General features: G+C 68.2%; 22 protein-coding genes, 1 other RNA gene and 3 pseudogenes. 18 read left to right on the forward strand and 8 right to left on the reverse strand.

What is annotated here, in order from left to right:
• Positions 1-9: 9 nt before the first annotated feature.
• The 3 genes from BGI51_RS19950 to BGI51_RS19960 all read right to left on the reverse strand — a co-directional run bounded on the left by BGI51_RS19950 (position 10) and on the right by BGI51_RS19960 (position 3,380).
• Positions 10-80: non-coding RNA, sX9 sRNA (locus tag BGI51_RS19950), on the reverse strand.
• Positions 81-162: 82 nt separating this feature from the next.
• Positions 163-1,470: an ABC transporter ATP-binding protein gene (locus BGI51_RS19955; RefSeq protein WP_133860800.1), complete on the reverse strand. Its 1,308-nt coding sequence runs from the start codon at positions 1,468-1,470 to the stop codon at positions 163-165.
• Positions 1,471-1,625: 155 nt separating this feature from the next.
• Positions 1,626-3,380, reverse strand: a complete 1,755-nt coding sequence (locus tag BGI51_RS19960; RefSeq protein WP_187979478.1) for an ABC transporter permease — start codon at positions 3,378-3,380, stop codon at positions 1,626-1,628.
• Positions 3,381-3,655: 275 nt separating this feature from the next.
• Between BGI51_RS19960 and BGI51_RS19965 the strand changes: the two genes are divergently transcribed.
• The 12 genes and pseudogenes from BGI51_RS19965 to BGI51_RS20020 all read left to right on the forward strand — a co-directional run bounded on the left by BGI51_RS19965 (position 3,656) and on the right by BGI51_RS20020 (position 15,187).
• A complete protein-coding gene (locus tag BGI51_RS19965) occupies positions 3,656-4,657 on the forward strand; it encodes a substrate-binding domain-containing protein (RefSeq protein WP_187979479.1) in 1,002 nt (333 codons plus the stop codon).
• Positions 4,654-5,667 (forward strand): ABC transporter substrate-binding protein, encoded by a 1,014-nt coding sequence (locus BGI51_RS19970; protein WP_252977136.1) that lies wholly within the window; start codon positions 4,654-4,656, stop codon positions 5,665-5,667. The genes BGI51_RS19965 and BGI51_RS19970 overlap by 4 nt, the downstream gene beginning before the upstream one ends.
• 1 nt (position 5,668) lies before the next feature.
• Complete coding sequence (locus BGI51_RS19975; RefSeq protein ID WP_187979480.1) at positions 5,669-6,526, forward strand: ABC transporter permease; 858 nt, start codon at positions 5,669-5,671, stop codon at positions 6,524-6,526.
• A pseudogene (locus BGI51_RS19980) lies at positions 6,523-7,316 on the forward strand (ABC transporter permease). Before BGI51_RS19975 ends, BGI51_RS19980 begins: the two are co-directional and overlap by 4 nt.
• Positions 7,313-8,344, forward strand: a complete 1,032-nt coding sequence (locus tag BGI51_RS19985) for an ABC transporter ATP-binding protein (RefSeq protein WP_187979481.1) — start codon at positions 7,313-7,315, stop codon at positions 8,342-8,344. Before BGI51_RS19980 ends, BGI51_RS19985 begins: the two are co-directional and overlap by 4 nt.
• Before the next feature lie 9 nt (positions 8,345-8,353).
• Positions 8,354-9,180, forward strand: a pseudogene (locus BGI51_RS19990) (phosphodiesterase).
• Positions 9,181-9,359: 179 nt separating this feature from the next.
• Positions 9,360-10,046, forward strand: coding sequence for a GntR family transcriptional regulator (locus tag BGI51_RS19995; RefSeq protein WP_158896871.1), 687 nt, complete (start codon positions 9,360-9,362; stop codon positions 10,044-10,046).
• 40 nt (positions 10,047-10,086) lie between these two features.
• Entirely contained in the window at positions 10,087-10,893 is an 807-nt protein-coding gene (locus tag BGI51_RS20000; RefSeq protein ID WP_017641252.1) for an ABC transporter substrate-binding protein, read from the forward strand.
• Positions 10,894-10,905: 12 nt separating this feature from the next.
• On the forward strand, positions 10,906-11,673 hold the full coding sequence (locus tag BGI51_RS20005; protein ID WP_187979482.1) for an amino acid ABC transporter permease: 768 nt from the start codon (positions 10,906-10,908) through the stop codon (positions 11,671-11,673).
• 2 nt (positions 11,674-11,675) lie between these two features.
• Positions 11,676-12,452 carry an amino acid ABC transporter ATP-binding protein gene (locus BGI51_RS20010; RefSeq protein WP_187979483.1) on the forward strand — a complete coding sequence of 259 codons (777 nt, stop codon included), beginning with the start codon at positions 11,676-11,678 and terminating at the stop codon, positions 12,450-12,452.
• Between the two features lie 13 nt (positions 12,453-12,465).
• Positions 12,466-13,554, forward strand: coding sequence for a polyamine ABC transporter substrate-binding protein (locus tag BGI51_RS20015; protein ID WP_187979484.1), 1,089 nt, complete (start codon positions 12,466-12,468; stop codon positions 13,552-13,554).
• Between the two features lie 16 nt (positions 13,555-13,570).
• Complete coding sequence (locus BGI51_RS20020) at positions 13,571-15,187, forward strand: gamma-glutamyltransferase family protein (protein ID WP_187979485.1); 1,617 nt, start codon at positions 13,571-13,573, stop codon at positions 15,185-15,187.
• 41 nt (positions 15,188-15,228) lie between these two features.
• Here BGI51_RS20020 and BGI51_RS20025 read toward each other — a convergent pair whose 3' ends face one another.
• Positions 15,229-17,430 carry an OsmC domain/YcaO domain-containing protein gene (locus BGI51_RS20025; RefSeq protein ID WP_187979486.1) on the reverse strand — a complete coding sequence of 734 codons (2,202 nt, stop codon included), beginning with the start codon at positions 17,428-17,430 and terminating at the stop codon, positions 15,229-15,231.
• A gap of 109 nt (positions 17,431-17,539) precedes the next feature.
• Positions 17,540-18,424 (reverse strand): LysR family transcriptional regulator, encoded by an 885-nt coding sequence (locus BGI51_RS20030; protein ID WP_187979487.1) that lies wholly within the window; start codon positions 18,422-18,424, stop codon positions 17,540-17,542.
• A 106-nt stretch (positions 18,425-18,530) separates the two neighbouring features.
• Between BGI51_RS20030 and BGI51_RS20035 the strand changes: the two genes are divergently transcribed.
• From BGI51_RS20035 to BGI51_RS20055, 5 genes are all read left to right on the forward strand, one after another.
• Entirely contained in the window at positions 18,531-19,394 is an 864-nt protein-coding gene (locus BGI51_RS20035) for an SDR family oxidoreductase (protein ID WP_187979488.1), read from the forward strand.
• A gap of 102 nt (positions 19,395-19,496) precedes the next feature.
• Positions 19,497-19,844, forward strand: a complete 348-nt coding sequence (gene bigR, locus BGI51_RS20040) for a sulfite-sensing transcriptional repressor BigR (protein ID WP_187979489.1) — start codon at positions 19,497-19,499, stop codon at positions 19,842-19,844.
• Positions 19,841-20,251 (forward strand): YeeE/YedE family protein, encoded by a 411-nt coding sequence (locus tag BGI51_RS20045; protein ID WP_252977137.1) that lies wholly within the window; start codon positions 19,841-19,843, stop codon positions 20,249-20,251. The genes bigR and BGI51_RS20045 overlap by 4 nt, the downstream gene beginning before the upstream one ends.
• Positions 20,248-20,694 carry a DUF6691 family protein gene (locus BGI51_RS20050; RefSeq protein ID WP_187979490.1) on the forward strand — a complete coding sequence of 149 codons (447 nt, stop codon included), beginning with the start codon at positions 20,248-20,250 and terminating at the stop codon, positions 20,692-20,694. The genes BGI51_RS20045 and BGI51_RS20050 overlap by 4 nt, the downstream gene beginning before the upstream one ends.
• A gap of 87 nt (positions 20,695-20,781) precedes the next feature.
• Entirely contained in the window at positions 20,782-21,492 is a 711-nt protein-coding gene (locus tag BGI51_RS20055) for an SOS response-associated peptidase family protein (protein WP_187979491.1), read from the forward strand.
• A gap of 41 nt (positions 21,493-21,533) precedes the next feature.
• Here BGI51_RS20055 and BGI51_RS20060 read toward each other — a convergent pair whose 3' ends face one another.
• Positions 21,534-22,526, reverse strand: coding sequence for a GlxA family transcriptional regulator (locus BGI51_RS20060; RefSeq protein ID WP_187979492.1), 993 nt, complete (start codon positions 22,524-22,526; stop codon positions 21,534-21,536).
• A 106-nt stretch (positions 22,527-22,632) separates the two neighbouring features.
• Here BGI51_RS20060 and BGI51_RS20065 point away from each other — a divergent pair.
• Positions 22,633-23,180, forward strand: a pseudogene (locus tag BGI51_RS20065) (cysteine hydrolase family protein).
• Here BGI51_RS20065 and BGI51_RS20070 read toward each other — a convergent pair.
• Together BGI51_RS20070 and BGI51_RS24185 are read right to left on the reverse strand one after the other, a co-directional pair.
• A complete protein-coding gene (locus BGI51_RS20070; RefSeq protein WP_187979493.1) occupies positions 23,165-23,812 on the reverse strand; it encodes a transferase in 648 nt (215 codons plus the stop codon). The pseudogene BGI51_RS20065 and the gene BGI51_RS20070 sit on opposite strands and share 16 nt — an antisense overlap.
• Positions 23,813-23,893: 81 nt before the next feature.
• Positions 23,894-24,166: a hypothetical protein gene (locus BGI51_RS24185; protein ID WP_437179463.1), complete on the reverse strand. Its 273-nt coding sequence runs from the start codon at positions 24,164-24,166 to the stop codon at positions 23,894-23,896.
• Positions 24,167-24,295 lie beyond the last annotated feature (129 nt).

Consider the following 24,295-nt stretch of genomic DNA (forward strand, 5'->3'; position numbering starts at 1 on the left):
TCCTAGAGCGGCTAACAAAACGTAGCGAGCGGCTGTCAGGCGGGTGCGCGCGGCGCGCAGGAACCCCATCGGGCTCGCGTACGAGTGTATGGGGGATACATGAGGATTCCGAGCACTGCACGCGCCCGTCTGGCGGACGCGCAGTAGTTTTATTAGTCGCTCTTAACCCGGGTTTTCCAGGCTGAACATATCGGCCGCCTGATCATAGGCGAAGAGTTCACCGTAGCGCCCCCACTGGATGGCGCTGCCGAGGGTGCGGGCGGCGTCGGCTTCGTCCATGAAGTCCTCCAGCTCGTCGCGGAAACGCCGCGCCGGCGCCGTGTGACCCTGGCGATCGTCCAGCACCCGGCGAATATGGGCCACCAGGGGCACGAAGTTGAGCAACTGGCGGGCGAACAGCTGCTTGCGCACGTCCACCCCCGCCTCGACATAGGCGCGCCCGGCCGGCAGCAGACGCAGATCACCACCTTCGAGGACCGCCAGGCGCAGCAGTTGCAGCACCTCGGCCAGGGGAAAGAGCTCGTCCAGTGCATAGCCCAGCCCGCCGGCCAGTTCCGGCAGGTCGGCGCGACCGTCGTAGGGCGCGGCCTGGACCGCCTCCAGCAGACCGGCCAGGGCATTGGTGGACACGGTCGGCAGCCGCATGCCCAGGCCGTTGCCGGGAACGCCCCCTTCGTGGGGTGCCGGCGTAGTCTCGCCGGTCATGCGCACATAGATTTCCTCCACCAGTTCGCGGAAGGCCGGATCATGGCGATTGCGCGGCTGCGGCAAGTCGATACGGATCTCGCTGGCGACGCGGCCGGGATTGCTGGAAAAGATCAGCACCCGATCGCAGAGCAGCACCGCCTCGGCGATGTTGTGGGTGACCATGAGGATCGAGCGGATCGGCATGCGCCCTTCGACCCAGAGGTCAAGCAGGTCGGTGCGCAGGGTCTCGGCGGTGAGCACGTCCAGCGCCGAGAAGGGTTCGTCCATCAGCAGCACGTCCGGGTGCACCACCAGGGCACGGGCCAGGCCGACGCGCTGGCGCATGCCGCCGGAGAGCTCCTTGGGATAGGCGCTCTCGAAGCCGTCCAGGCCGATCAGGTCGATGGCGGCCAGGGCGCGGCGACGGCGCTCGTCCAGCGGCACGTGCAGCGCCTCCAGGCCGATCTCGACGTTCTGCAGCACGGTCAGCCAGGGAAACAGCGCGAAGCTCTGGAACACCATGCTGACCCGGGCGCGCTGGCCGTCGTCCTTGGGCGGGAAAGCGACGCTGCCGCCGCTGGGGGTGAGCAGCCCGGCGATGGATCTGAGCAGGGTCGACTTGCCCGAGCCGGAGCGCCCCAGCAGGCCGACGATCTCGTTTTCGTGCAGGGTCAGGGACACTTCGTCCAGCACGACCCGGGCCGGGCCACCGGCGTTGCCGTACAGCTGGCGGACGTTCTGCACGTCGATGAGCGGACGCGGGTTCAGGGTGGTCAGGTTCATGATGGTTCTCCTCTGGAGCCTGTTTAAAGGCTAGCGAGCTAGAGACAGACAAGGCGGAAATGGCTGAGGAAGCGGAGTTTACGAGCGGTAAATGAGCATTCCGAAGCCATTTCTAACGCAGTTCGGCCGACGCGCAGCAGCCTTTGAACAGGCTCTTAGTCGAGCCGCAGGCGCCGTTCGGCGTAGGCATACAGGGGCCGCCAGAGCAGCCGGTTGAAACCGAGGACGAAGATCGACATCACCACGATGCCCAGGGCGACCCGGGGGAAGTCGCCGGCGGTGGTCATCTGCGCGATGTAGGCGCCCAGGCCATGGGCCTGCAGGCGCTCGTTGCCCCAGCTCACCACCTCGGCGACGATGCTGGCGTTCCAGGAACCGCCCGCGGCGGTCAGGGCGCCGGTGACGTAGTAGGGAAAGATCGCCGGCAGGGCCAGCTGCCGCCACCACTGCCAGCGCCTGAGGCCGAACAGCCGGGCCGCTTCGCGCAGGTCGTTGGGCAGCACGCTGGCGCCGGCGATGACGTTGAACAGGATGTACCACTGGGTGCCCAGCACCATCAGCGGCGACAGCCAGATGTCCGGATTGAGGTGGAAGCTGACGATGCCCACCACCGCCACCGGGAACAGCACGTTGGCCGGAAAGGCGGCGAGGAACTGGGCCACCGCCTGCAAACGCTGCGACCAGCCCGGGCGCAGGCCGATCCAGACGCCGATGGGCACCCAGATCAGGCTGGCGACGGCGATCAGCAACAGCACCCGGGCCATGGTCAGCAGACCCAGGCCCAGCACCGAGACCGCTTCCACCCAGTAGACGTCGGCGGCGATGAAGCGATACAGCGCATAGATGCCATAGGGCAGCACCAGCAGCAGCGCGCCGTACCAGAGCACGTCCAGCCCGCGTTGCAGCCAGGCGCGGCTTTGCGGCGCCAGGTGCCAGTGCGGCCAGGGGCGGCGGATCCGCGGGGTGGCGAGCTGGATGCAGAAGCTGCCGAAGCCACCCAGCATGCGGCCCAGGCGCGCGCGGCGGACCAGGTCGTAGACCCAGGAGCGCGGTACCTGCTGGCTGGCGGTCTGCTCGACGCGGAAGCGATCGGCCCAGGCTACCACCGGGCGGAAGAACAGCTGGTCGTAGACCAGGATCACCAGTCCCATGGCCAGCACCGCCCAGCCGATGGCGGCAATGTCCTGCCGGGCGATGGCCAGCGCCAGCCAGGAGCCTATGCCCGGCAGGTTGATGGTGTTGTCGCCCACGGTGATGGCTTCCGAGGCCACCACGAAGAACCAGCCGCCGGACATGGACATCATGGTGTTCCATACCAGACCGGGGATGGCGAACGGCAGCTCCAGGCGAAAGAACCGCCGCCAGGGCGACAGCCCGAACTGGCGACTCACCTGCTGCAGGTCCTCGGGCACGGTACGCAGCGACTGGTAGAAGCCGAACGCCATGTTCCAGGCCTGGCTGGTGAAGATGGCGAAGATGGCGGCGCACTCGGCGCCCAGTTGCCGCCCCGGGAACAGGCCCAGGAAGAAGCTGACGGTAAAGGTCAGGAAGCCGAGGATGGGCACCGACTGCAGGATGTCGATGGCCGGCAGGATCAGCAGCTCCGCCTTGCGACTCTTGGCCGCCAGGGTGGCGAAGACGAAGGTGAACAGCAGCGAGGCGCCCAGGGCGATGAACATGCGCAGGGTGGTGCGCAGGGCGTACTCGGGCAGCCGCGCCAGGTCCAGGGTCATGGGATCGGCGTCGAGCACGGCCAGGGGCGCGCGCATTTCGGCGACGCCATGCCAGATCAGCGCCAGGGCGATCAGCCCGAGGGCCAGGCAGAGGGCATCGGCCCACAGGGAAGCGGGACGTTGCCGCAGCGAGCGCGGCGCCACGGCGGGGGTGTAGAGGCCAGGAAGGGTCTTCATGGCGTACCTCTTTGCAGGGGGCCTTGGGAGAGTGTCCGGCCCTGCCGCGCAGGGTCCGGACACCGGGCTAATCTAGGCTCGCCATCCCGTCCCAGCCATCGAAACGAAGGACGCCTGGCTATACCAAGGTATATCCCGCCCAGGCCCGCCCTCGCCTGCTGCCATCCGCGCCCGGGCCCGGCGCCAGAGCAGAAGCTTCATCTCGCTGTCATCCTCCCGACATCTGCCGCCGGCATTGTCTGCCGCCAATGAGATCGATCTCAAACGAGGCCGGCATGACCGATCTGAAACAGGTAGCGCAACAGGCGGGGGTCTCCCGGGCCACGGCGGCGCGCGCCTTCGCCACGCCCGAGCAGGTGCGCGAGAGCACCCGTCAGCGGGTGCTGGACGCCGCGCGCAGTCTCAATTTCCGTCCCAATCTGCTGGGCCGCCAGCTGCGTCAGCAGAGCACCCGGCTGATCGGCGTGGTGGTGCCCAGCCTGCTCAACCCGGTGTTCGCCGAACAGCTGCACGCCATGGAGCGCACCGCGCGCAGCCAGGGCTATTCGCTGGTGATCGCCACCACCGACTACCAGCCCGAGCGCGAAGCGGCGGTGGTGGAGGAACTGCTGCGCCAGCGCGTCGCCGGCCTGGTACTGACGGTGGCCGACGCCGACCGCAGCGAGGTGCTGGCCGAGCTGAGCCAGGAGCGGACGCCCTTCATCCTGGCCTATCACGAACCCCAGCGGCCCTATGCGGCGGTGGCGGTGGACAACCGCCAGGGCATGGCCATGGCCACCGAGCACCTGCTTGGCCTGGGGCACCGCCGCATCGCCCTGGTCTCGGGGCCGGCCCAGCAGTCGGATCGCAGCGAGCGCCGCTTCGCCGGCTATTGCCAGGCGATGGCCGCCGCCGGCCTGCCGACGCTGCCGCGCCTGGAGCTGGCCAGCCACACCGACGCCGACTGGGCGGAGCTGGCGCCGCTGCTGGAGCGTCACGCCCCGACCGCCCTGCTCTGCACCAACGACCTGCTGGCCATCAGCGTCATCGCCGAACTGCAGCGCCACGGGGTGCCCGTGCCTGATCAACTCTCGGTAGTGGGTTTCGATGGCATCGCCATGGGCGCCCGTCTCGAACCCAGCCTGTGCAGCGTCATGCAGCCCTTGCAGAGCCTGGGCGCCGTGCTCGTCACCGAATTGCTGGCGCTGATCGCCGGCAGTGCCACCCACCAGCAGTGTCTGCCCTGCCTCGTCCGTCCCGGCACCAGTGCCGGCCCCTTGAAGGAGCCCTACCGATGAAATCACCCTTCCCCTTGCGTCGTCTCCTGGCCGGCGTCGCCCTGGCCTGTGGCCTGGCCAGCGCCCAGGCCGCCGAAACCGCCATCTGCTACAACTGCCCGCTGGAGTGGGCCGACTGGGGTGCCCAGCTCAAGGCCATCGCCGCCGACACCGGTATCGAGGTCCCCCAGGACAACAAGAATTCCGGCCAGTCGCTGGCCCAGCTGGTGGCCGAACGCGAAGCCCCGGTGGCCGACGTCGTCTACTACGGGGTGACCTTCGGCATCCAGGCCGACAAGGCCGGGGTGCTGCAGCCCTACCAGCCCAAGCACTGGGACCAGGTTCCGACCGGCCTCAAGGACCCCCAGGGTGAATGGACCGCCATCCATTCCGGCACCCTCGGCTTCATGGTCAATACCCAGGCCCTGGGCGGCAAGCCGGTGCCACAGCGCTGGGCCGACCTGCTCAAGCCCGAGTACCGCGGCCTGGTGGGCTACCTGGATCCGTCCAGCGCCTTCGTCGGCTACGTCACCGCGGTAGCGCTCAACCAGGCCCTGGGTGGCAACCTCGACGACTTCGGTCCGGCCATGGCCTTCTTCAAGAAACTGGCCGCCAACGATCCCATCGTGCCCAAGCAGACCGCCTATGCCCGCCTGCTCTCCGGCGAGATCCCGATCCTGGTGGACTACGACTTCAACGCCTACCGCGCCCGCTACAAGGACAACGCCCCGGTGGCCTTCGTCATTCCCCAGGAAGGCAGCCTGACCGTGCCCTACACCATGAGCCTGGTGAAGGGCGCGCCGCACCGCGCCAATGGCGAGAAGGTGCTGGACTATGTGCTGTCGGACAAGGGCCAGGCGCTCTGGGCCCAGGCCTATCTGCGGCCGGTGCGGGACGTGCCGCTGCCGGCCGAGGTGAAGGCGCGCTTCCTGCCCGCCGCCGACTATGCCCGCGCCGGCACCGTCGACTACGGTCACATGGCCGCGGTCCAGGAAGCCTTCGCCAAGCGTTACCAGGCCGAGGTGCGCTGAGATGCAGGGCCTCGCCGTTTCCTTCGGGCGCCGCCGGGTGCCGCGCCGGCTGCCCTGGCCGGTGCTGGTCGCCCTGGCACCGGCGAGCGCCTTCCTGCTGGCCTTCTGGCTGTTGCCATTGACCCACCTGCTGGTGCTCGGCGCCCGCCCGGACGCCGCCGGCAGCTCCGGCTACTGGCAGGTGCTGACCAGCGCCGGCTATCTGTCCGGACTGGCCCAGACGGTGGCTCTGGCCGCCGTCACCACCCTGGCCACCCTGCTGGTGGCCGGCATCGCCGGCTGCTTCCTGGCGCGCCATGCCTTCCCTGGGCGCAGCCTGCTGGTGGCCCTGCTGACCTTTCCGCTGGCCTTTCCCGGCGTGGTGGTGGGCTTCCTGATCATCCTGCTGGGCGGTCGCCAGGGTCTGTTCGTCAGCCTTGGGCGCGGCCTGTTCGGTGAGCCCTGGGTGTTCGCCTATTCGCTGTTCGGGCTGTTTCTCGGCTATCTCTATTTCTCCATCCCGCGGGTGATCCTCACGGTGATGGCGGCCTGCGAGACCCTCGACACCAGTCTGGAAGAAGCCGCTCGCTCCCTGGGCGCAGGGCTCTTCGCCGTGGTGCGCGATGTGCTGATCCCCGGCCTGACCCCGGCGCTGCTGTCCAGCGGCGCGCTGTGCTTCGCCACCGCCATGGGCGCCTTCGGCACCGCCTTCACCCTCGGCACGCGCCTGGCGGTAACGCCCATCGCCATCTACGACACCTTCACCAACTTCGCCAACTTCGGCGTCGCCGCGGCGCTCTCGGTGGTGCTTGGCCTCGTCACCTGGCTGGTCCTGCTGCTGACCCGGCGCCTCGGCGGTGTCCAGGGAGACCTGCGATGAATCGCCCCCTGCGCTTCTGGCTGCAACTGCTGTTCACCCTGCTGGTGGCCGCCTTCCTATTGGTACCGGTGCTGCTCTCGGTGCTGGCCGGCCTCACCCGCAACTACTTCCAGGGCCTCGCCAGCGGCCTCACCCTGGACTGGGTGCTGCAGGTCTGGCAGGCCTATGCCCCCACCGTCTGGCTGTCGCTGCAACTGGCGCTGGGGACGGCGGTCCTCGCGGTCGTGCTCGGCGTCCCCGCGGCCTATGCCCTGGTCCGGCTGGACAACCGTTTCGCTCGCGCCTTCGAGGAATTGCTGGTGCTGCCCGTGGCCATGCCCGGCTTCGCCTCGGCCCTGGCGCTGCTGCTGACCTACGGCCATCTCGGCGGCTTTCGCCGCAGCCCGGCGATCATCCTGGTGGGCCATCTGCTGTTCACCCTGCCCTTCCTGATCCGCCCGGTGATGGCGGTGCTCAGGCGCAGCCAGCTGCCGCAGCTGGAGGAAGCCGCAGCCAGCCTGGGCGCCGGTCCCTGGCGGCGCTTCTTCGGCGTGGTGGTGCCCAATGCCCGCGCCGGCATCCTCGCCGGCAGCCTCATGGTGATCACCCTCTCGCTGGGGAATTCAACCTCACCTGGATGCTGCACACGCCCCTGACCAAGACCCTGCCGGTGGGCCTGGCCGACAGCTACGCCTCGGCGCGGCTGGAGGTGGGCTCCGCCTACACCCTGATCTTCCTCTTGCTGATCGTGCCGCTGCTGGTCGCCCTCCAGGCCCTCAGCGCCCGTCTCTCCCGTGGAGCCCTGCGATGACCCAAGGTACCGCCGTCCGCCTGCGCCACTGCGCCAAGACCTTTGCCGGAGGCCGCCAGGTGCTGCAGCCCCTGGACCTCGACATCCACCCGGGCGAGACCCTGGTGTTCCTTGGCCCGTCCGGCTGTGGCAAGACCACCACCCTGCGGCTGATCGCCGGCCTGGAGCAGCCCGATGCCGGCGGCCAGGTGCTGTTCGACGAGCGTGACGTCACCGACCTGCCCATCGAGCGGCGCGACGTCGGCATGGTGTTCCAGAACTACGCCCTGTTTCCCAACCTGGACGTGGCCGGCAACATCGCCTACGGCCTGAAGATCCGCGGCCTGCCGCGCGCCGAGCGCGATGCCCGGGTCGCCGAATTGCTGGCCATGATGCAGCTGGAGGCCCTGGCCGAGCGGCGCATCCAGCAGCTGTCCGGTGGCCAGCGCCAGCGCGTGGCCCTGGCCCGGGCGCTGGCACCGCGCCCCCGGGTGCTCCTGTTCGACGAACCCCTGGCGGCGCTGGACGCCCAGCTGCGCGAGCAGTTGCGGGCCGACATCGGCGCCCTGCTGCGCGAACTCGGCACCACCGCGGTCTATGTCACCCATGACCAGCAGGAGGCCCTGGCCCTGGGCGATCGCATCGTGGTGATGGGCGAAGGCCGCATCGCCCAGATCGGCACCCCGACGCAGATCTACCAGCGCCCGGCCAGTCGCTTCGTCGCCGGTTTCGTCGGCCAGCTCAACCGCTTCGTGGTGCGCGGCCAGAGCGGCGCCGAGGTGGCAGTCGCCGGCGGACGGCTGCCCTGGACCGGCGCTGCCAGCACCCTGTTCTGTCGCCCAGAACACCTGGAGCCGAGCACGACGCCCGCGCACCTCACCGGCATCCTGGTCGGGCAATTCTTCCAGGGCGCCCATTCGCGGCTACTGGTGGAAGTGGGCACCGGCCAGCCGCTGCTGGTGGACACCGCCCAGCCCCTGCAGGCGCAACCGGGCGACCTGCTGCACCTGAACGTGCGTCCCGACGCGCTCTTCACCCTCGCTTCCTAGGAGATCCTCATGTCCGCGCCCTTCCTGCTGGCCCAGCTCAGCGACCTGCACATCAAGGCCGGCGGCCGGCTGTCCTACGGGGTGGTCGATACCCTCGGCGCCCTGCGCCTGGCGGTGGACCGCCTCAACGCCCTGCAACCGCGCCCGGATGCGCTGGTCATCACCGGCGACCTGGTGGACTTCGGCACCCCGAGGAATACGCCACCGTGCGCGAGGTCTTGGCCGAACTGACCATGCCCTTCTTCGTCATCCCCGGCAATCACGACGACCGCGCCGCCCTGCGCACGGCCTTCGCCGATCACCCCTATCTGCCGGCCCGGGGCACCCTGGACTGGCGGCAGGACTGCGGCCCGCTGCGGCTGATCGGGCTGGATACCCATATCCCCGGCGAGCACGGAGGGCGTCTCGACGCCGCGCAACTGGCCTGGCTCGACGCCCAGCTCAGCCAGGCACCCGACCAGCCGACCCTGGTGCTCCTGCACCATCCGCCGTTCCCGGTCGGCATCGGCCATATGGATCGCATCGGCCTGGACGGCGGCGCGGAACTCGAAGCCGTGATCCGCCGCCATGCCCAGGTGGAGCGGCTGCTTTGCGGTCATCTGCACCGGCTGATCCAGCGCCGCTTCGGCGGCACCCTGGCCTGCGTCTGTCCCGGCGTGTCGCACCAGGTCGACCTGGACCTGCGCGAAGCGGCGCCGTCGCGCTTTCGCCTGGAGCCGCCGGGCCTGCTGCTGCATCGCTGGGCGGATGAGGCCCTGGTGACCCACCATCTGCCGCTGGGCAACTACCCGGGCCCCTACCCCTTCTTCGCCGCCGATGGCCAGTTGCTGGACTGACACCGCCCCGTTTCGGGTCCTGAGGTAGCAGAGCGGCCGCTGCTGCGACCCAGCGTGGTGCAAAAGGTAACGCCAGCGCCTGACCGCGCTGACCTGCGGCCCAGCGCTGGCAAGCACTGGGCTCCCTGGCATGAGCCTTGCCTTGGCAGATTGGATACAAAAATCCAGGAAGCCAGTCCATGCCGCTCTCCGCCCTGTCCCGCTCCACTGCCCTGAGTGCCGAAGAAGAGGCCTATCGCCATCTGCTGCAGGCCATCTGCGCCGGGCACTATCGCAATGGCGAGCGGCTGATCGCCGAGGACATCGCCACCACCCTGGGCATGAGTCGCATGCCGGTGCGCAGCGCCTTCCAGCGCCTCGCCGCCGAAGGCCTGGTGATCCTCCGGCCGCATCGCGGCGCGGTGGTCAGCGGCCTGGACCTGGAGGACATGCGCGAGGTGTTCGAGATGCGCAGCGCCCTCGAAGGCCTGGCCATCCGCCTGGCCACGCCCCATGTCGGCCCCCGTGAGATGACGCGCCTGGAACGCCTGCTGGAAGACCTGGACGACGAGCAGGAGCCCGGCGCCTGGGTCGCCCAGCACCGCGCCTTCCACGAATACCTGTGCAGCCTGGCCGGTCGGCCGCGGCTGCTGCGCCAGATCAATGGCCTCTATGCCCTGATCGAGCCTCACATGCAGCTCTGGCTGCACGTCGATCGCCCCCAGTCGGCCCGCGACGAGCACGCGCCCATCCTCGCCGCCCTGCGCGCCGGCGACGCCGCCGAGGCCGAGCGGGTGTTGCGCGAGCACATCGAGGGCACGGTGCCCGACCTGCTGACCTTCATCGAACGATCGGGCGACCAGACCCGAAGTACGCCCCCGCGCTGAGCCATCCGCCCTGCCCACCCCTGTCCTTCCGGAGAAGACCATGACCCGCCACCGGCTTTCCTGCAGTCTGCTCGCCCTGACCCTCGTCGCCGGCTTCACCCAGGCCGCCCCGCAGATCCCCGAGCGCCTGGCCAAGGCTTCCAAGATCACCTATTGCGGCGCTCTCGATACCCCACCGATCGGCTTCTTCGACGAAGCCCAGAAGCCCAAGGGCCTCACCGTCGACCTCGGTGCCGAGATCGCCAAGCGCCTCGGCGACAAGAAGGTCGACTGGCGCGTGGTGCCCTTCTCCGGCCTGATTCCGGCGCTGCTGGCCGGCCAGTGCGATCTGCTGATCGACCAGCTGTTCGACAAGCCCGAGCGCCGCCAGGTGATCGACATCGTCAACTACATGTACTCCAGCCAGGCGGTGGTGGTGCCGGCGGGCAACAAGGCCGGCATCCACACCCTGGACGACCTCGCCGGCAAGAAGGTGGCGGTGCTCAATGGCTCCACCATCCGCACCCTGCTCGACGCCCACAACGAGGAGCTGAAGAAGGCCGGCAAGGCGCCCATGAAGCTGGTGGCCTACAACAGCGACACCGACGCCTTCCAGGCCCTGCGCCTGGGCCAGACCGACGCCTACGGCACCACCGTGGAAACCGCCGCCTACTACCAGGGCGTCGCGCCCGGCCAGTTCGAGACCGGCGTGCCGGCCTTCGCCCGCATCCTCACCGGGATCGGCGTACGCAAGGACGACAGCCAGCTCAGCAGCGCCCTCACCCAGATCCTCGCCGACATGAAGGCCGATGGCAGCTACGCCACCCTCATGGCCAAGTGGCACCTGGAAGGCGACAAGCTCGATTAAGGGAAGGCCACGATGAACTTCAGCTGGGATGTGTTCTGGCAGTACCTGCTGCACCCGAGCGACGTCTACCTCTACGGCCTCGGGCTGACCTGCGTCATCGCCATCGGCGCCATGCTGCTGGGCTGCGCGCTCGGCCTGCTGGCGGCGCTGGCACGGCTGTCGCGCTATCGGGCGCTGCAATACCCGGTGCGCTGCTATGTCTGGCTGATGCGCGGCACGCCGCTGCTGGTGCAGATCGTCTTCCTCTACACGGCCCTGGCGGCCGGCGGCATCTTTCGCTTCGAGGACCTGGACCTGGGCTTCCTGGTGATCCCGGGCAACATCCAGGCGGCCATCATCGCCCTGGGCCTCAACGAAGGTGCCTACATGGCCGAGATCATCCGCGCCGGCATCGGTGCGGTGGATCGCGGCCAGTACGAGGCGGCGCGCTCCCTGGGCATGACGCCGGCCAAGCTGATGCGCCGCATCGTGCTGCCCCAGGCGCTGCGGGTGATCATTCCGCCGCTCGGCAACGAGTTCAACGTGATGCTCAAGAACACCACCCTGGTCAGCGTCATCGGGGTGCAGGAGCTGCTGCTCAGCACCCAGATGATCACCTCGGCGACCTTCCGCGTCTTCGAGCTGTACCTGGTGGTGGCCATCTACTTCCTGGTCCTGACCACCCTCTGGGGCTTCTTCCAGGCCTGGCTGGAGCGGCGCTTCGGCAAGGCCGACGGTCACCGACCCACCGCCACCGGCCGGCTGTTCAGCCTGCAGGGCTTCAAGCTACGGGGACGCTAGCCATGACGACCACGCAAGAATCCGTGATCCAGGCGCTGGAGGTGCACAAGGCCTTCGGCGAGCTGGAGATCCTCAAGGGCGTGACCCTGGAGGTGCGCCGCGGCGAGGTGGTGGTGCTGATCGGCGCCTCCGGCTCGGGCAAGACCACCTTCATCCGCTGCCTCAACCACCTGGAAGACATCCAGGGCGGCACCATCCGCGTCAACGGCGAGCTGATGGGCTTTCGCGAGCGTGCCGATGGCTCGAGAGTCAGGGACTCCGAGCGCAATATCGCCCGCCGCCGCCGCGACATCGGCATGGTGTTCCAGAGGTTCAACCTCTTCCCGCACATGACGGTGCTGGAAAACATCATCGAGGCGCCGATCCAGGTGCTGGGCGTGGCGCGCGCCGCCGCCGTGGAACAGGCCCGCGCCCTGCTCGCCCGGGTGCGGCTGTCCGACAAGGCCGAGCACTATCCGGCGCAACTCTCCGGCGGCCAGCAACAGCGCGTGGCCATCGCCCGCGCCCTGGCGATGAAACCCCAGGCCATGCTGTTCGACGAACCCACCAGCGCCCTCGATCCGGAAACCGTGGGCGAGGTGCTGCAGGTGATGAAGGAGCTGGCCGAAGACGGCATGACCATGGTGGTGGTGACCCACGAGATGGGCTTCGCCCGCGAGGTGGCCGATCGCGTGGTGGTGCTGCACCAGGGCGAACTGATCGAAGAAGGCCCGCCGGCCCAGGTGTTCGGCAATCCCACCCATCCGCGCACCCGCGAATTCCTCAGCCGCGTGCTCTAGACCGGAGACCTCCATGGCCGTTCGTCCCCTGCTGGCCGTCCTCGCCCTCTGCCTGGCGCCCCTGACCCAGGCCGCCGAGTCCGAGGTGCGTTTCTACAACTGGTCGGACTACATAGGTCCGGACACCCTCAAGCAGTTCACCGAGGCCAGCGGCCTCCAGGTGCGCTACGACGTCTTCGACACCAACGAGATGCTCGAAGCCAAGCTGCTGTCCGGCCACTCCGGCTATGACCTGGTGGTGCCGTCCAACCAGTTCCTCACCAAGCAGATCAAGGCGGGTGCCTACCAGCCGCTGGATCGCAGCCGGCTGTCCAATTGGCAGCATCTGGATCCACGGCTCATGCAGCGCCTGGAAGCGGCCGATCCCGGCAATCGCTACGCCGTCCCCTACCTCTGGGGCACCGTGGGCATCGGCTACAACGCCGCCAAGGTCCGCGCCGCCCTGGGCGATGACGCCCCGGTGGACTCCTGGGACCTGCTGTTCAAGCCGGAGAACCTGGCCAGGCTCAAGGGCTGCGGCGTGGCCCTGCTCGATGCGCCGCAAAAGGTCTTCGCCCAGACCCTGCACTACCTGGGCCTGGACCCCAACAGCCGCAATCCCGAGGACTACCGCAAGGCCTCCGCGTTGCTGCAGCAGCTCAAGCCGTCGGTGACCTATTTCAGCTCCAGCAAGTACATCACCGACCTGGCCAACGGCGACGTCTGCGTGGCCATGGGCTATTCCGGGGATGTCCTGCAGGCCCAGAGCCGCGCCAGGGAAGCCGGCAAGACCAGCGACGTGCGCTACGTGATCCCCAGGGAAGGCGCCAATCTCTGGTTCGACATGCTGGCCATCCCCAAGGACGCCAAGAATCCCCAGGGGGCCCTGGCGCTGATCGACTACCTGCTGCGCCCCGAGGTGATCGCCCCGGTCAGCGACTATGTCGGCTACGCCAATCCCAACCGCGACGCCACCGCCCTGCTCGATGCCAAGGTCCGCGACAACCCGGGCATCTACCCGAGCGCGGTCATCGCCGAGCGCCTCTACGTCTTCGCCGATCTGCCGCCGCAGATCCAGCGGCTGATGACCCGCGAGTGGACCCGCATCAAGACCGGACAATGACCTCGAAGAGCCTGCCATGCTGAATTTCTCTGCCCACGACTACCCCTACGCCTCGCAACGCCAGAGCGTCTTCGCGCGCAATGGCATGGTCGCCACCTCCCAGCCGCTGGCCGCTGAAGCCGGCATCACCATGCTGCGCCAGGGTGGCAACGCCATCGACGCGGCCATCGCCACCGCCGCGGCCCTGACCGTGGTGGAACCTACCGGCAATGCCATCGGCGGCGACGCCTTCGCCCTGGTCTGGGTCAAGGACCAGCTGCATGGCCTGGACGCCAGCGGCCATGCCCCGGCCAGTCTCGACATCGCCACGGTCAAGGCCGCCGGCCACGAGCGCATGCCGGTGCACGGCTGGCTGCCGGTCACGGTGCCGGGCTGCCCGGCGGCCTGGGCCGAGCTGTCGCGCCGCTTCGGCAAGCTGCCCTTCGCCACCCTGTTCGAACCCGCCATCGCCCTGGCCCGCGACGGCTTCCCGGTGTCGCCGGTGGTCGCCCACCAATGGCGCATCGCCCAGGCCGAATACCAGGCCAGCCGGGACCAGGCGCCTGAGCTTGCAGCCTGGTTCGACACCTTCCTCATCGACGGTAAAGCCCCAGTCGCCGGCCAGCTGTTCCGCAATCCGGCCCAGGCCCGCACCCTGGAAGAACTGGCACAGACCCAGTGCGAGAGCTTCTACCGCGGCGCCATCGCCCGGCGCCTGGCCGAGCATGCCGCGGCCAGCGGCGGTCACCTGACCACGGCGGACCTGGCCGGCTACCAGCCGCGCTGGGTGGAGCCGATCAAGGTCGACTACCGCGGCTACCAGGTGTGGGAGATTCCGCCGAGCGGCCAGGGCCTGATCGCCCTCATGACCCTGAACATCCTCAAGGGCTATGACTTCGACCAGCGCGACAGCCAGCTCACCTGGCACCGCCAGCTGGAAGCCATGAAGAAGGCCTATGCCGACGGCCTGCACTACATCACCGATCCCGAGCACATGAGGGTCGCCGCCAGCGTCCTGCTGGACGATGCCTATGCCGAGCGCCGCCGCGCCGAGATCACCGACCAGGCCCAGCCGCCGCTGCATGGCGATCCCCAGGCCAGCGGCACCGTCTACATCGCCACCGCCGATGGCGAGGGCAACATGGTGTCCTTCATCCAGAGCGCCTACCACGGCTTCGGCTCCGGCGTGGTGCTGCCCGACAGCGGCATTGGCCTGCAGAATCGCGGCTCGGAATTCAGCCTGGATGCCGGCCACTCCAACGCCCTGGCGCCGGGCAAGCAGACCTTCCACACCATCATCCCGGGCTTCCTGAGCAAGGGTGACGTGCCCATCGGCCCCTTCGGCGTCATGGGTGGCTACATGCAGCCCCAGGGCCATGTGCAGATGGTGATGAATCTGGTGGACTTCGGCCTCAATCCCCAGGCGGCGCTGGACGCCCCGCGCTGGCAGTGGCTGGGGGAGATGAAGGTCGGCATCGAGCAGGCGGCTTCCCGCGCCCTGGCCAGCGGCCTGGCGCGGCGCGGTCACCAGATCGAGATCGCCCACGACTCCACCGACTTCGGTCGCGGCCAGATCATCGTCCGCGATCCGCAGACCGGCGTGCTCTGCGGCGGCACCGAGCCGCGCGCGGATTCCCATATCGCGGTCTGCTGACCGCCAGGAAAGCCCCTCCCGGGTCCTGGCGGGGCTTTCCGTTAGAGCGTAATCCCAGCCGCCCTGGCCCGCGCCGCGTGCAGCTTGCGATAGCTGTCGATCAGCCGCAGGTGCTTGTCGAGGCCTTCCAGCCCGAGGCTGGTGGGCGTCAGGCCAGGGAAGCGCACCTCGCCCGAGACCGAGCCCAGGGCGGCGTCCAGGCGCTCCTCGCCGAACATCCGGCGGAAGTTGACCTCGAAGTCGGCCAGTTCCAGTTCGTCGTCCATTTCGACTTCCAGCACCGCATTGAGCGCCTGGTAGAACAGGCCGCGCTCCAGGGTGTTGTCGTTGAACTGGAGGAATGTCTCGACCGCTTCCTTGGCCTCTTCGAATTGCTGCAGCGCCAGGTGAATGAGCAGCTTGAGCTCCAGCACGGTCAGCTGGCCCCAGACGGTGTTCTCGTCGAATTCCACGCCGATCAGGGTGGCGATGCGGGTGTAGTCGTCCACCTGGGTATCGTCCAGGCGTTCGAGCAGGGACTCCAGGGCCGCATCGTCCAGCTGGTGCAGCGTGAGGATGTCCTCGCGCACCGCCAGCGCCTTGTTGGTGTTGTCCCAGATCAGGTCCTCGACCGGATAGATCTCCGAATAGCCCGGCACCAGGATGCGGCAGGCCGGTGCGCCCAGGTCCTCGTACACCGCCATGTAGGCTTCCAGATCCCGTTCGGCGAGGATGCCGAACAGGGTGGCGGCCTCCTGGGCGGTGGCATCTTCGCCCTCGCTGGAAAAGTCCCAGTCGACGAAGTCATGGTCGGCCCTGGCGCTGAAGAAGCGCCAGGAGACCAGGCCGCTGGAGTCGATGAAGTGCTCGACGAAGTTGTTCGGCTCCATCAGCGCCTGGCTCTCGAAGGTCGGCTGCGGCAGGTCGTTGAGGCCCTCGAAGCTGCGGCCCTGCAGCAATTCGGTGAGACTGCGCTCCAGGGCGATCTCCAGGCGCGGATGGGCGCCGAAGGAGGCGAACACCCCACCGGTGCGCGGATTCATCAGGGTCACGCACATCACCGGGAATTCGCCACCCAGGGAGGCGTCCTTGACCAGCACCGGAAAGCCCTGGGCTTCCAGGCCGCGGATGCCGTCGACGATGGCGGGAAACCGGGCCAGCACCTCGTCAGGAACATCCGGCAGGGCCAGCTCGCCTTCGAGGATCTCGCGCTTCACCGCCCGCTCGAAGATTTCCGACAGGCACTGCACCTGGGCTTCGGCCAGGGTGTTGCCCGCGCTCATGCCGTTGCTGAGGTAGAGGTTCTCGATCAGGTTCGAGGGGAAATACACCACCTCGCCATCGGACTGGCGCACGAAGGGCAGCGCGCAGATGCCGCGTGCCACGTTGCCGGAGTTGGTGTCGTGCAGGTGCGAGGCGCGCAGCTCGCCTTCCGGGTCGTAGAGCTTGCGGCAATGGCGATCGAGGATTTCCCGGGGCAGCGCATCCTTGGGCCCGGGCTGGAACCAGCGCTCGTCGGGGTGGTGGACGAAGGCCGCGTTGCCGATGGCCTCGCCCCAGTACTGATCGTTGTAGAAGAAGTTGCAATTGAGGCGTTCGATGAATTCGCCCAGCGCCGAGGCCAAGGCCGCTTCCTTGGTCGCGCCCTTGCCGTTGGTGAAGCACAGCGCCGACTGCACATCGCGCAGGTGCAGCGACCAGACGTTGGGCACGATGTTGCGCCAGGAGGCGATCTCCACCTTCATGCCCAGATTGGCGAGGATGCCCGAGAGCTTGGCGATGGTCTCTTCCAGCGGCCGGTCCTTGCCGGGAATGTAGGTCTCGCTGCCGGTATCGCTGGGCAGCAGCAGGGCCTGTGCATCGGCGTCCAGGCTCTCCACCGCCTCGATGATGAAGTCGGGGCCGGCCTGCACCGCCTTCTTCACCGTGCAGCGGTCGATGGACCTGAGGATGCCCTGGCGATCCTTGTCGGAGAGATCCGCGGGCAGCTCGACCTGAATCTTGAAGGTCTGTTTGTAGCGATTCTCCGGGTCGACGATGTTGCTCTGCGCCAGGCGGATGTTGTCGGTGGGAATGTCGCGGGTCTGGCAGTAGAGCTTGACGAAATAGGCCGCGCAGAGCGCCGAGGACGCCAGGAAATAGTCGAAGGGACCCGGGGCCGAGCCGTCACCCTTGTAGCGGATGGGCTGATCGGCGATCACCGAGAAGTCGTCGAACTTGGCCTCGAGCCTCAGGTTGTCGAGAAAATTGACCTTGATTTCCATGCACAGCATTCCGGTTTGGAGACAGATTGGCCGCCATTATCCGGACAAAGGGGCGCGGGCGATATGCAGGCCGTCGTCTCGTGGACCCCGGGGCAGGCCTCGTCAGTCGTTAGTCCAGCAGAAAGATGCCGTCTGGATACCGTGCGCAGAGGAAGTCGACAAAGGCCTTCACCTTGGGGCTCTGCAATCGTCGCGAAGTGTGCAGCACCCAGAGTTCGGTCTCACCGGCGAGGGTACCCCAGCGCCTGAGCGCGCCTTCGTCCAGCTGACGTTGCACCAGCGAGAGCGGCAATAGCGCTGCACCTGCTCCGGCCAGTACCGCCTCGCGGATGGTCAGCAGCGAAGTCAGCTGCAAGACCGGCTGGGGCAGGAAGCGCTCCCCGCCCTCCGTCAGCGTCCAGACCTCGCCCTCGCCCTCGCGCTGGCCGGGCATGACCACCGCAGGCAGAGGCGCAGGCTCGGCACCAGCCGTCAGAGGGCCTTCGAGGCCCGGGGCGGCGACCAGCACCCGGCGGTCCCGGGCGAAGCAGCGACCCACCAGGGTGGTGTCGGGCGCGGGGTTGATCCGAATGGCCAGGTCGAAGTGTTCCTCCACCAGATCGACCGGGCGATCCTCGGCCACCGCCTCGATCAGGATCTCCGGGTACTGCCGGCGAAAATCCGCACTCAGCCGGCCCAGCGCCACCTGGGAAAACAGCAGCGGCGCCGCGATGCGCAACCGCCCGCGTGGCACCGCCACCCCCTCCTGCACGGCCGCCAGCGCCTCCTGCAACTCGCGCAGCGGCCCCAGGGTCCGGGCCGCCAGGTCGGCACCGGCAGGCGTCAGGACGAGACTACGTCCACCCCGCTCGATCAGCCTGACGCCCAGGGCGACTTCCAGTTCGGCCAGTCGCCGCGACAGGCTGGCCTTGGGTCGACCACTGGCGCGACTGGCCTTGCCAATGCCGCCATGAGTGGCGATGAGCTGAAAATCGGCCAGCAGGCTGAAGTCCATCAAGCTGTCTCAATAATGGAACGGTATGTCCCTATCCTAGCGGCTATTAGCCTAAGGTGGGACGACTTAAGGTGGTTCTACCCCTCACCCACCTGGAGTTACCGACATGACCATCCTCGTCACTGGCGCCACCGGCCGCGTAGGCCGCCACCTCGTCCACCAACTGGTACAGCGCCAGGCCAAAGTCCGGGTGCTGACCCGCACTCCGGCCAACGCCGATTTTCCCGCCACCGTCGAAGTCATGCAGGGCGACCTGCTCGATCTCGCTGCCCTGCGCCGCGCCTTCGCTGGCGTGTCCACCCTTTTCCTGCTCAACGCCGTGATCGGCGACGAATTCACCCAGGCGCTCATCACCCTCAACATCGCCCGGGAAAGCGGGGTCGAGCGGATCGTCTATCTCTCGGTCTTCGGCGCCGACAGCGCGGTCAACGTGCCGCACTTCGCCGTGAAGTTCGGCGGCGAGCGGATGCTGGACGCCATGGGTTTTAGTGCCACCGTCCTGCGGCCCACCTACTTCATCGACAACGAGGTCATGATCAGGGACATCATCCTGCAGCATGGGATCTATCCCATGCCCATCGGCAGCAAGGGCGTGGCCATGGTCGACGCCCGGGATATCGCCGAGGTCGCAGCGCTCGAACTCATCCGCCGCGATCAGGCGATCGACAAGCTGCCCAGCGAAACGATCAACCTGGTCGGCCCGGACAGCCTCACAGGCGCAGGCGCCGCGGCGATCTGGAGCGAACTGCTGGGCCGCCCCGTCCACTACGCCGGTGACGATCCGCGCGGCTTCGAACAGAACATGGCGACCTTCATGCCGGCCTGGATGGCCTACGAGATGAGGCTCATGGCCGAGCGCTATGTCAGCGACGGCATGTTGCCCGAGCCCGGCGACCGCGAACGGCTGGTCCGGCTGCTGGGGCGACCGCTGCACAGCTATCGGGACTTCGCCAGGGCGCTGATCGGCTGACGGGTATCACCCTAGCGCTGGGTGGCTCGACAGTGCACGCTTGCCAACGAACATTATACGTTATATAAAAATGTATATCGATCTGACCCAGGCGCGTTCAAGATGACTCCTCCCACCCGGCCCCTCCCCGGCGGCACCCTCTCCTCTCAAGACATGCAGGCGCGGGCCCAGGAAGTGGCCGCCCTGCTCAAGACCCTGGCGCATCCGGTCCGGCTGCTGCTGGCCTGCGCCCTTGCCGAAGATGAATACGCGGTCGGCGAACTGGAGGCCCGTCTGGACATCCACCAGCCCACCCTTTCCCAGCAACTCGGCGTGCTGCGCGAGGCTGGTCTGGTCGCCACCCGCCGCGAGGCCAAGCAGATCTTCTACCGGCTCACCGAAGACAAGGCCGCCCAGCTGTTGCAGGCGCTCTACCAGATCTTCTGCCAGCCCGAGAGCCAGACGCCATGATCCTATCCTCCTATATGCCCGCCCTGGGTGGCGGTCTGCTGCTGGGCCTGGCCGCCAGTTTGCTGTTGTTGGTCAACGGCCGGATCGCCGGCATCAGCGGGATCTTTGGTCGGCTGCTCGGGGCGCAACAAGCCGGCACCGGCCTGGTCTTCGTGCTGGGCCTGGTGCTGGGGCCGTTGCTGGTAAGCGGCCTGCACGCGCGTCCCGCCCTGACCGTGGACGCGACCTGGCCCCAACTGCTACTGGCCGGGCTGCTGGTCGGCTTCGGGACGCGGCTGGGCTCGGGCTGCACCTCGGGCCATGGCATCCTCGGCGTGGCCCGAGGTTCGCGCCGCTCGCTGGCCGCCACGGCGGTCTTCCTGGCCTGTGGCCTGGCCACGGCCACCCTACTGGGGCTGCTGCGATGAATTCTTGCCGCCTGGTCGTAGCGCTGCTGGCCGGTCTGCTCTTCGGCAGCGGCCTGGCCCTCTCGGGGATGCTCGATCCCGCCCGCGTACTGGGTTTTCTCGACCTCGCCAGCGGACGCTGGGACCCTAGCCTGCTGTTCGTCCTGGGCGGCGCCCTGCTGGTGGCGCTACCCGCGGTCCAGCTCCAGCGCCGGCTGACACGCCCCCTGCTCGACAGGGCTTTTCACCTGCCGCCCACCGTACCCGTCGACCGCCGCCTGCTGCTGGGCGCCGCGCTCTTCGGCCTGGGCTGGGGGCTGGCCGGGCTATGCCCCGGGCCCGCGCTGGCAGGCCTGGGGCTGGGTATCGCCAAGGTCTATGGCTTCGTCACGGCGATGGTCGTGGGGATGGTGCTGCATGACCGGGGGCTGGCCCGACGCGAGACGGCGGCGCCCAAGGCCTGAGCGCCAGGTACTTCGGGCGTGAGGCGTGGTCCTAGGTAGGGATGCGGGGGCATTTCAACCTGCGTCTCCCGCGCACAGGAGCATCCCATGTGTGGCCGCTTTGCCCAGTACCGCTATGCCCTCGATTACCTGGACGCCCTGGGCGCCGCGCCTGCGGATGTCCGCACCGGCCTGGAACCCCGCGCCCTGGGTCGTTACAACGTGGCGCCGGGCACCCGCGTCCAGCTGCTGCACCAGCAGCAGGATGGCCTGCACCTGGACCCGGTGCTCTGGGGCTACCAGCCCGCCTGGGCGCGCCAGGCCAAGCGTCCGCCGGTGATCAACGCGCGCGTCGAAACGGCGGCCACCAGCCGGATGTTTCGCGGCCTCTGGAAGAACGGCCGTGCCCTGGTGGTCGCGGATGGCTGGTACGAATGGAAAAAGGACCCTACAGATCCCAAGCTCAAGCAGCCCTACTTCATCCGGCTGAAATCCGGCGAGCCGCTGTTCTTCGCCGCCATCGGCCACTTCCACCCGGCTGACCAGGCACCCGACGAGGATGACGGCTTCGTCATCGTCACCGCCGCCTCCGACGCCGGCATGGTCGATATCCATGACCGCCGCCCGCTGGTCCTGCCGCCGGCCGTGGCCCGCGAATGGCTGGACCCCGAGCTGTCCATGGAGCGCGCCGCCGAGATTGGTGAGATCGAAGCAACGCCGGTGGAGGCCTTCGACTGGTATCCGGTCGGCAAGGCCGTGGGCAGCGTGAAAAACGATGGACCCGGACTGCTGGAGCGGATCGCCGAGCCGCTGGTGTAGCGGATCGACGGGGGCTTTCCGCCGGGCACCGACGCGCCGAGTTAGGCTTCAGCGACCTGGCGATCCACCCCGAACCGCCGCCGATAATCCCCCGGGCTCAGCCCCACCACGCGGGTGAAGACCTTGCGGAAGGCACCCGGATCGCTGTAGCCCACTTCCCAGGCGACCCGTTCGAGGGGCAGGCGGCTGGCCTGCAGCAGTTCCCGGGCACGACCGACGCGCAGTTGCTGGCCGTAAGCGGTGGCGGTCATGCCGGTGGCCTGGCGAAAACGGCGCAGAAAGGTGCGCGGTTCCAGGCCGGCGCGGCGGGCCAGGGTGTCCAGGGCGATGTCCTGGGCGCCGCTTTCCTGCAGCCACTCCTGCACGGCGAGAATGGCGCCGTCGCCATGACTCAGGCGCGGGGAAAAGGCGCTGTAGTAGCGCTGCTGTCGACCCGGTGGGTCGATGACCAGGATGCGCGCGGTGTCGAGCATCCGCTTGGCGCCAAGGTAGCGATCGACCAGGCGCAGGCCGAGGTCGGTCCAGGCCATGAGACCGCCCGCGGTGACGAGATTCTCGCCGTCGATGAGGAGCTGGTCGGCGTCCAGGCTGACGGCAGGAAAACGCGCATTGAAGCGCTCGACATGGAGCCAGTGGGTGGTGGCGATGCGACCGTCGAGCAAGCCGGTTTCCGCCAGCAGAAAGGCGCCGGCGCAGATCGAGGCCAGACGCACGCCGCTCTGATGCTGCCGACGTAGCCACTCGCGATAGGGCGCAGCCGCCTCCGCTGTGATTGGCTCAGCCAGGCTGGGTGGCAGGATCAGCACGCTGGGTGAGCCGCTCGCTGCGGGCAGTGAGTCGTAGACCCGGCTGGGCGCTGCTGCGCCCTCCTCAAGCCGCCAGTGGCTGACGCGCAAGCGGGGCCGCTCGGCATCCTCCGCCGTTCCCGTGAAGCGCCCGGCGATCTCGAACAGATCGGTGAGGCCGTGCACCGTCGCCCATTGCACACCGGGATAGAGCAGCAGACCGAGTTCGATCGGCGGTTGATCGTGCATGTGTCGCTGGCGCCCCTGAAGTTGTCGGTCACGCCTCTTCGCCCGGAGGCGCGGCTGGCCAATCATGGCCGGACCCAAACCTGAAGCATCTTCCGAGAGGCTGGACATGAGCAAGCACGCCGTCGTCGTCATCGATCTGCAGAACGAATACCTTCCCAGCGGCAAACTGCCCCTCAGTGGCATCGAGGCCGCGGTCGCCAAGGCCGCGCGGATCATCGCCCACGCCCGCGACCAGGGCATTCCGGTGATTCATGTGCAGCATCAGTCGCTCAGCGCCGAGGCGCCGATCTTCGTGCCCGGCAGCGACGGCGTCGAGATCCAGGCCGCGGTCGTGCCCCGGGCCGGCGAGCCGGTGGTGCTCAAGCACTATCCCAATGCCTTTCGCGAAACCAACCTCAGGCACCTGCTGGACGAGCGCGGTATCGAGTCGCTGGTGGTGGTGGGGCCATGAGTCATATGTGTATCGACGCAGGCGTGCGCGCCGCAGCCGACATGGGGTACGCCGTGACCGTGATCCACGATGCCTGTGCCACCCTGGATCTGGAGTTCGGGGGCGTCAGGGTGCCGGCGGCCCAGGTGCATGCCGCCCTGATGGCGGCCCTGGCCTTCGCCTATGCGACGCTGGAAGCCACCGACGCCTATCTCGCCGGCTGAGAGAGCGCCGCGCCCGCGGCGGCGTCCGGCATCCCCTGGTCGATCAGTTCCAGCCGCGCGACCCGGGTGCCTGGCGGCAGCAGGGCGCCCGGCGCGATGACCGCATTGGCGCCCAGCCGGCAGCCGTCGCCGATCAGGGCGCCGAATTTGACCACCCCGGTGTCTATTACCCGGTCGCCGTGGCGGATGCGGATGAGCGCGCCGTCACTTTCGTTGCGGTAGTTGGCGACGATGGCGCCCGCTTCCAGATTCACCCCGCTGCCGATCAGCGAATCCCCGACGAAGTTGAAGTGGGCGAGCTTGCTGCCGTCCAGCAGCAGGCTGCTCTTCAGCTCGCAGGCCGGGCCCACCACGCAGTGAGCGCCCAGATGGACACCGCCGCGCAGATAGGCGCCGGCCGCCACCAGGCTGCCGGGGCCGATGATGATCGGTCCCTTGAGTACGGCACCGGGCTCAACCATTGCCGTCTCGTGGATGGCACTGTCGCCCTGGCGGCGATAGCCGGGACCGAGCCGCGCCAGCAGCAGCCTGACCCGATGCTCGCAGGCGCCGGTATGGGTCCACGGCTGAGCGGGTTCCAGACCCAGGGTGGGCCAGGCAGCGATGAAGGTGGCGATATCCAGATCAGGCATGACGGGACTCGGCAGTGGTGGAACACCTGCCGATTCTGACCTGAGTCCCCCGCCTGATGCTCGCCCCGGCGGGCGAAAGATTCAGCCGTCGCGCAGGCGCCCCAGATGACCGCTGAGCATGGCCGCGACGGTGCGGCAGGTGCTTTCCGCCGGCAGCTCCTCATCGAACAGCAGCTCCACGGTGGAGTGGATCAGCTCGACCACGATCCGCGCGACCTGGGCGACGGTGGCCGGCGCCACGCCAGGCAGCAGCAGCACCAGCAACGCGGTCTGCTGCGCCGCCACCCGGCGGTGCGAATCCAGGCGCACGTGCTCCAGCGAGGGCACCGCGCGCAGCGCCTTGAGGATCCACATACCCCGGCGGTCTCGGCGGTGACCCGGTAGGTATCTAGCAAAAGCCCGGTCAGGACGTCTTCCACCCGCTCCAAAGGACCGGCCAGCAGCTCGGCATTGATCCGCCCGTCTATCTGCGCATTCTGCTTT

This window comes from Pseudomonas oryzihabitans (assembly GCF_014522265.1).
GTDB lineage: Bacteria > Pseudomonadota > Gammaproteobacteria > Pseudomonadales > Pseudomonadaceae > Chryseomonas > Chryseomonas aestiva.

Excerpts from the sequence above, each read along its gene's own strand:
- BGI51_RS19960 (WP_187979478.1), bottom strand. The coding sequence starts at position 3,380 with ATGAAGACCCTTCCTGGCCTCTACACCCCCGCCGTGGCGCCGCGCTCG.
- bigR (WP_187979489.1), top strand. The coding sequence starts at position 19,497 with ATGACTCCTCCCACCCGGCCCCTCCCCGGCGGCACCCTCTCCTCTCAA.
- BGI51_RS20020 (WP_187979485.1), top strand. The coding sequence starts at position 13,571 with ATGCTGAATTTCTCTGCCCACGACTACCCCTACGCCTCGCAACGCCAG.
- BGI51_RS20005 (WP_187979482.1), top strand. The coding sequence starts at position 10,906 with ATGAACTTCAGCTGGGATGTGTTCTGGCAGTACCTGCTGCACCCGAGC.
- BGI51_RS19985 (WP_187979481.1), top strand. The coding sequence starts at position 7,313 with ATGACCCAAGGTACCGCCGTCCGCCTGCGCCACTGCGCCAAGACCTTT.
- BGI51_RS20000 (WP_017641252.1), top strand. The coding sequence starts at position 10,087 with ATGACCCGCCACCGGCTTTCCTGCAGTCTGCTCGCCCTGACCCTCGTC.
- BGI51_RS24185 (WP_437179463.1), bottom strand. The coding sequence starts at position 24,166 with ATGTGGATCCTCAAGGCGCTGCGCGCGGTGCCCTCGCTGGAGCACGTG.
- BGI51_RS19955 (WP_133860800.1), bottom strand. The coding sequence starts at position 1,470 with ATGAACCTGACCACCCTGAACCCGCGTCCGCTCATCGACGTGCAGAAC.
- BGI51_RS19970 (WP_252977136.1), top strand. The coding sequence starts at position 4,654 with ATGAAATCACCCTTCCCCTTGCGTCGTCTCCTGGCCGGCGTCGCCCTG.
- BGI51_RS20055 (WP_187979491.1), top strand. The coding sequence starts at position 20,782 with ATGTGTGGCCGCTTTGCCCAGTACCGCTATGCCCTCGATTACCTGGAC.
- BGI51_RS20045 (WP_252977137.1), top strand. The coding sequence starts at position 19,841 with ATGATCCTATCCTCCTATATGCCCGCCCTGGGTGGCGGTCTGCTGCTG.
- BGI51_RS20070 (WP_187979493.1), bottom strand. The coding sequence starts at position 23,812 with ATGCCTGATCTGGATATCGCCACCTTCATCGCTGCCTGGCCCACCCTG.
- BGI51_RS20035 (WP_187979488.1), top strand. The coding sequence starts at position 18,531 with ATGACCATCCTCGTCACTGGCGCCACCGGCCGCGTAGGCCGCCACCTC.
- BGI51_RS20030 (WP_187979487.1), bottom strand. The coding sequence starts at position 18,424 with ATGGACTTCAGCCTGCTGGCCGATTTTCAGCTCATCGCCACTCATGGC.
- BGI51_RS20050 (WP_187979490.1), top strand. The coding sequence starts at position 20,248 with ATGAATTCTTGCCGCCTGGTCGTAGCGCTGCTGGCCGGTCTGCTCTTC.
- BGI51_RS19965 (WP_187979479.1), top strand. The coding sequence starts at position 3,656 with ATGACCGATCTGAAACAGGTAGCGCAACAGGCGGGGGTCTCCCGGGCC.
- BGI51_RS20025 (WP_187979486.1), bottom strand. The coding sequence starts at position 17,430 with ATGGAAATCAAGGTCAATTTTCTCGACAACCTGAGGCTCGAGGCCAAG.
- BGI51_RS20015 (WP_187979484.1), top strand. The coding sequence starts at position 12,466 with ATGGCCGTTCGTCCCCTGCTGGCCGTCCTCGCCCTCTGCCTGGCGCCC.
- BGI51_RS20010 (WP_187979483.1), top strand. The coding sequence starts at position 11,676 with ATGACGACCACGCAAGAATCCGTGATCCAGGCGCTGGAGGTGCACAAG.
- BGI51_RS19995 (WP_158896871.1), top strand. The coding sequence starts at position 9,360 with ATGCCGCTCTCCGCCCTGTCCCGCTCCACTGCCCTGAGTGCCGAAGAA.
- BGI51_RS20060 (WP_187979492.1), bottom strand. The coding sequence starts at position 22,526 with ATGCACGATCAACCGCCGATCGAACTCGGTCTGCTGCTCTATCCCGGT.
- BGI51_RS19975 (WP_187979480.1), top strand. The coding sequence starts at position 5,669 with ATGCAGGGCCTCGCCGTTTCCTTCGGGCGCCGCCGGGTGCCGCGCCGG.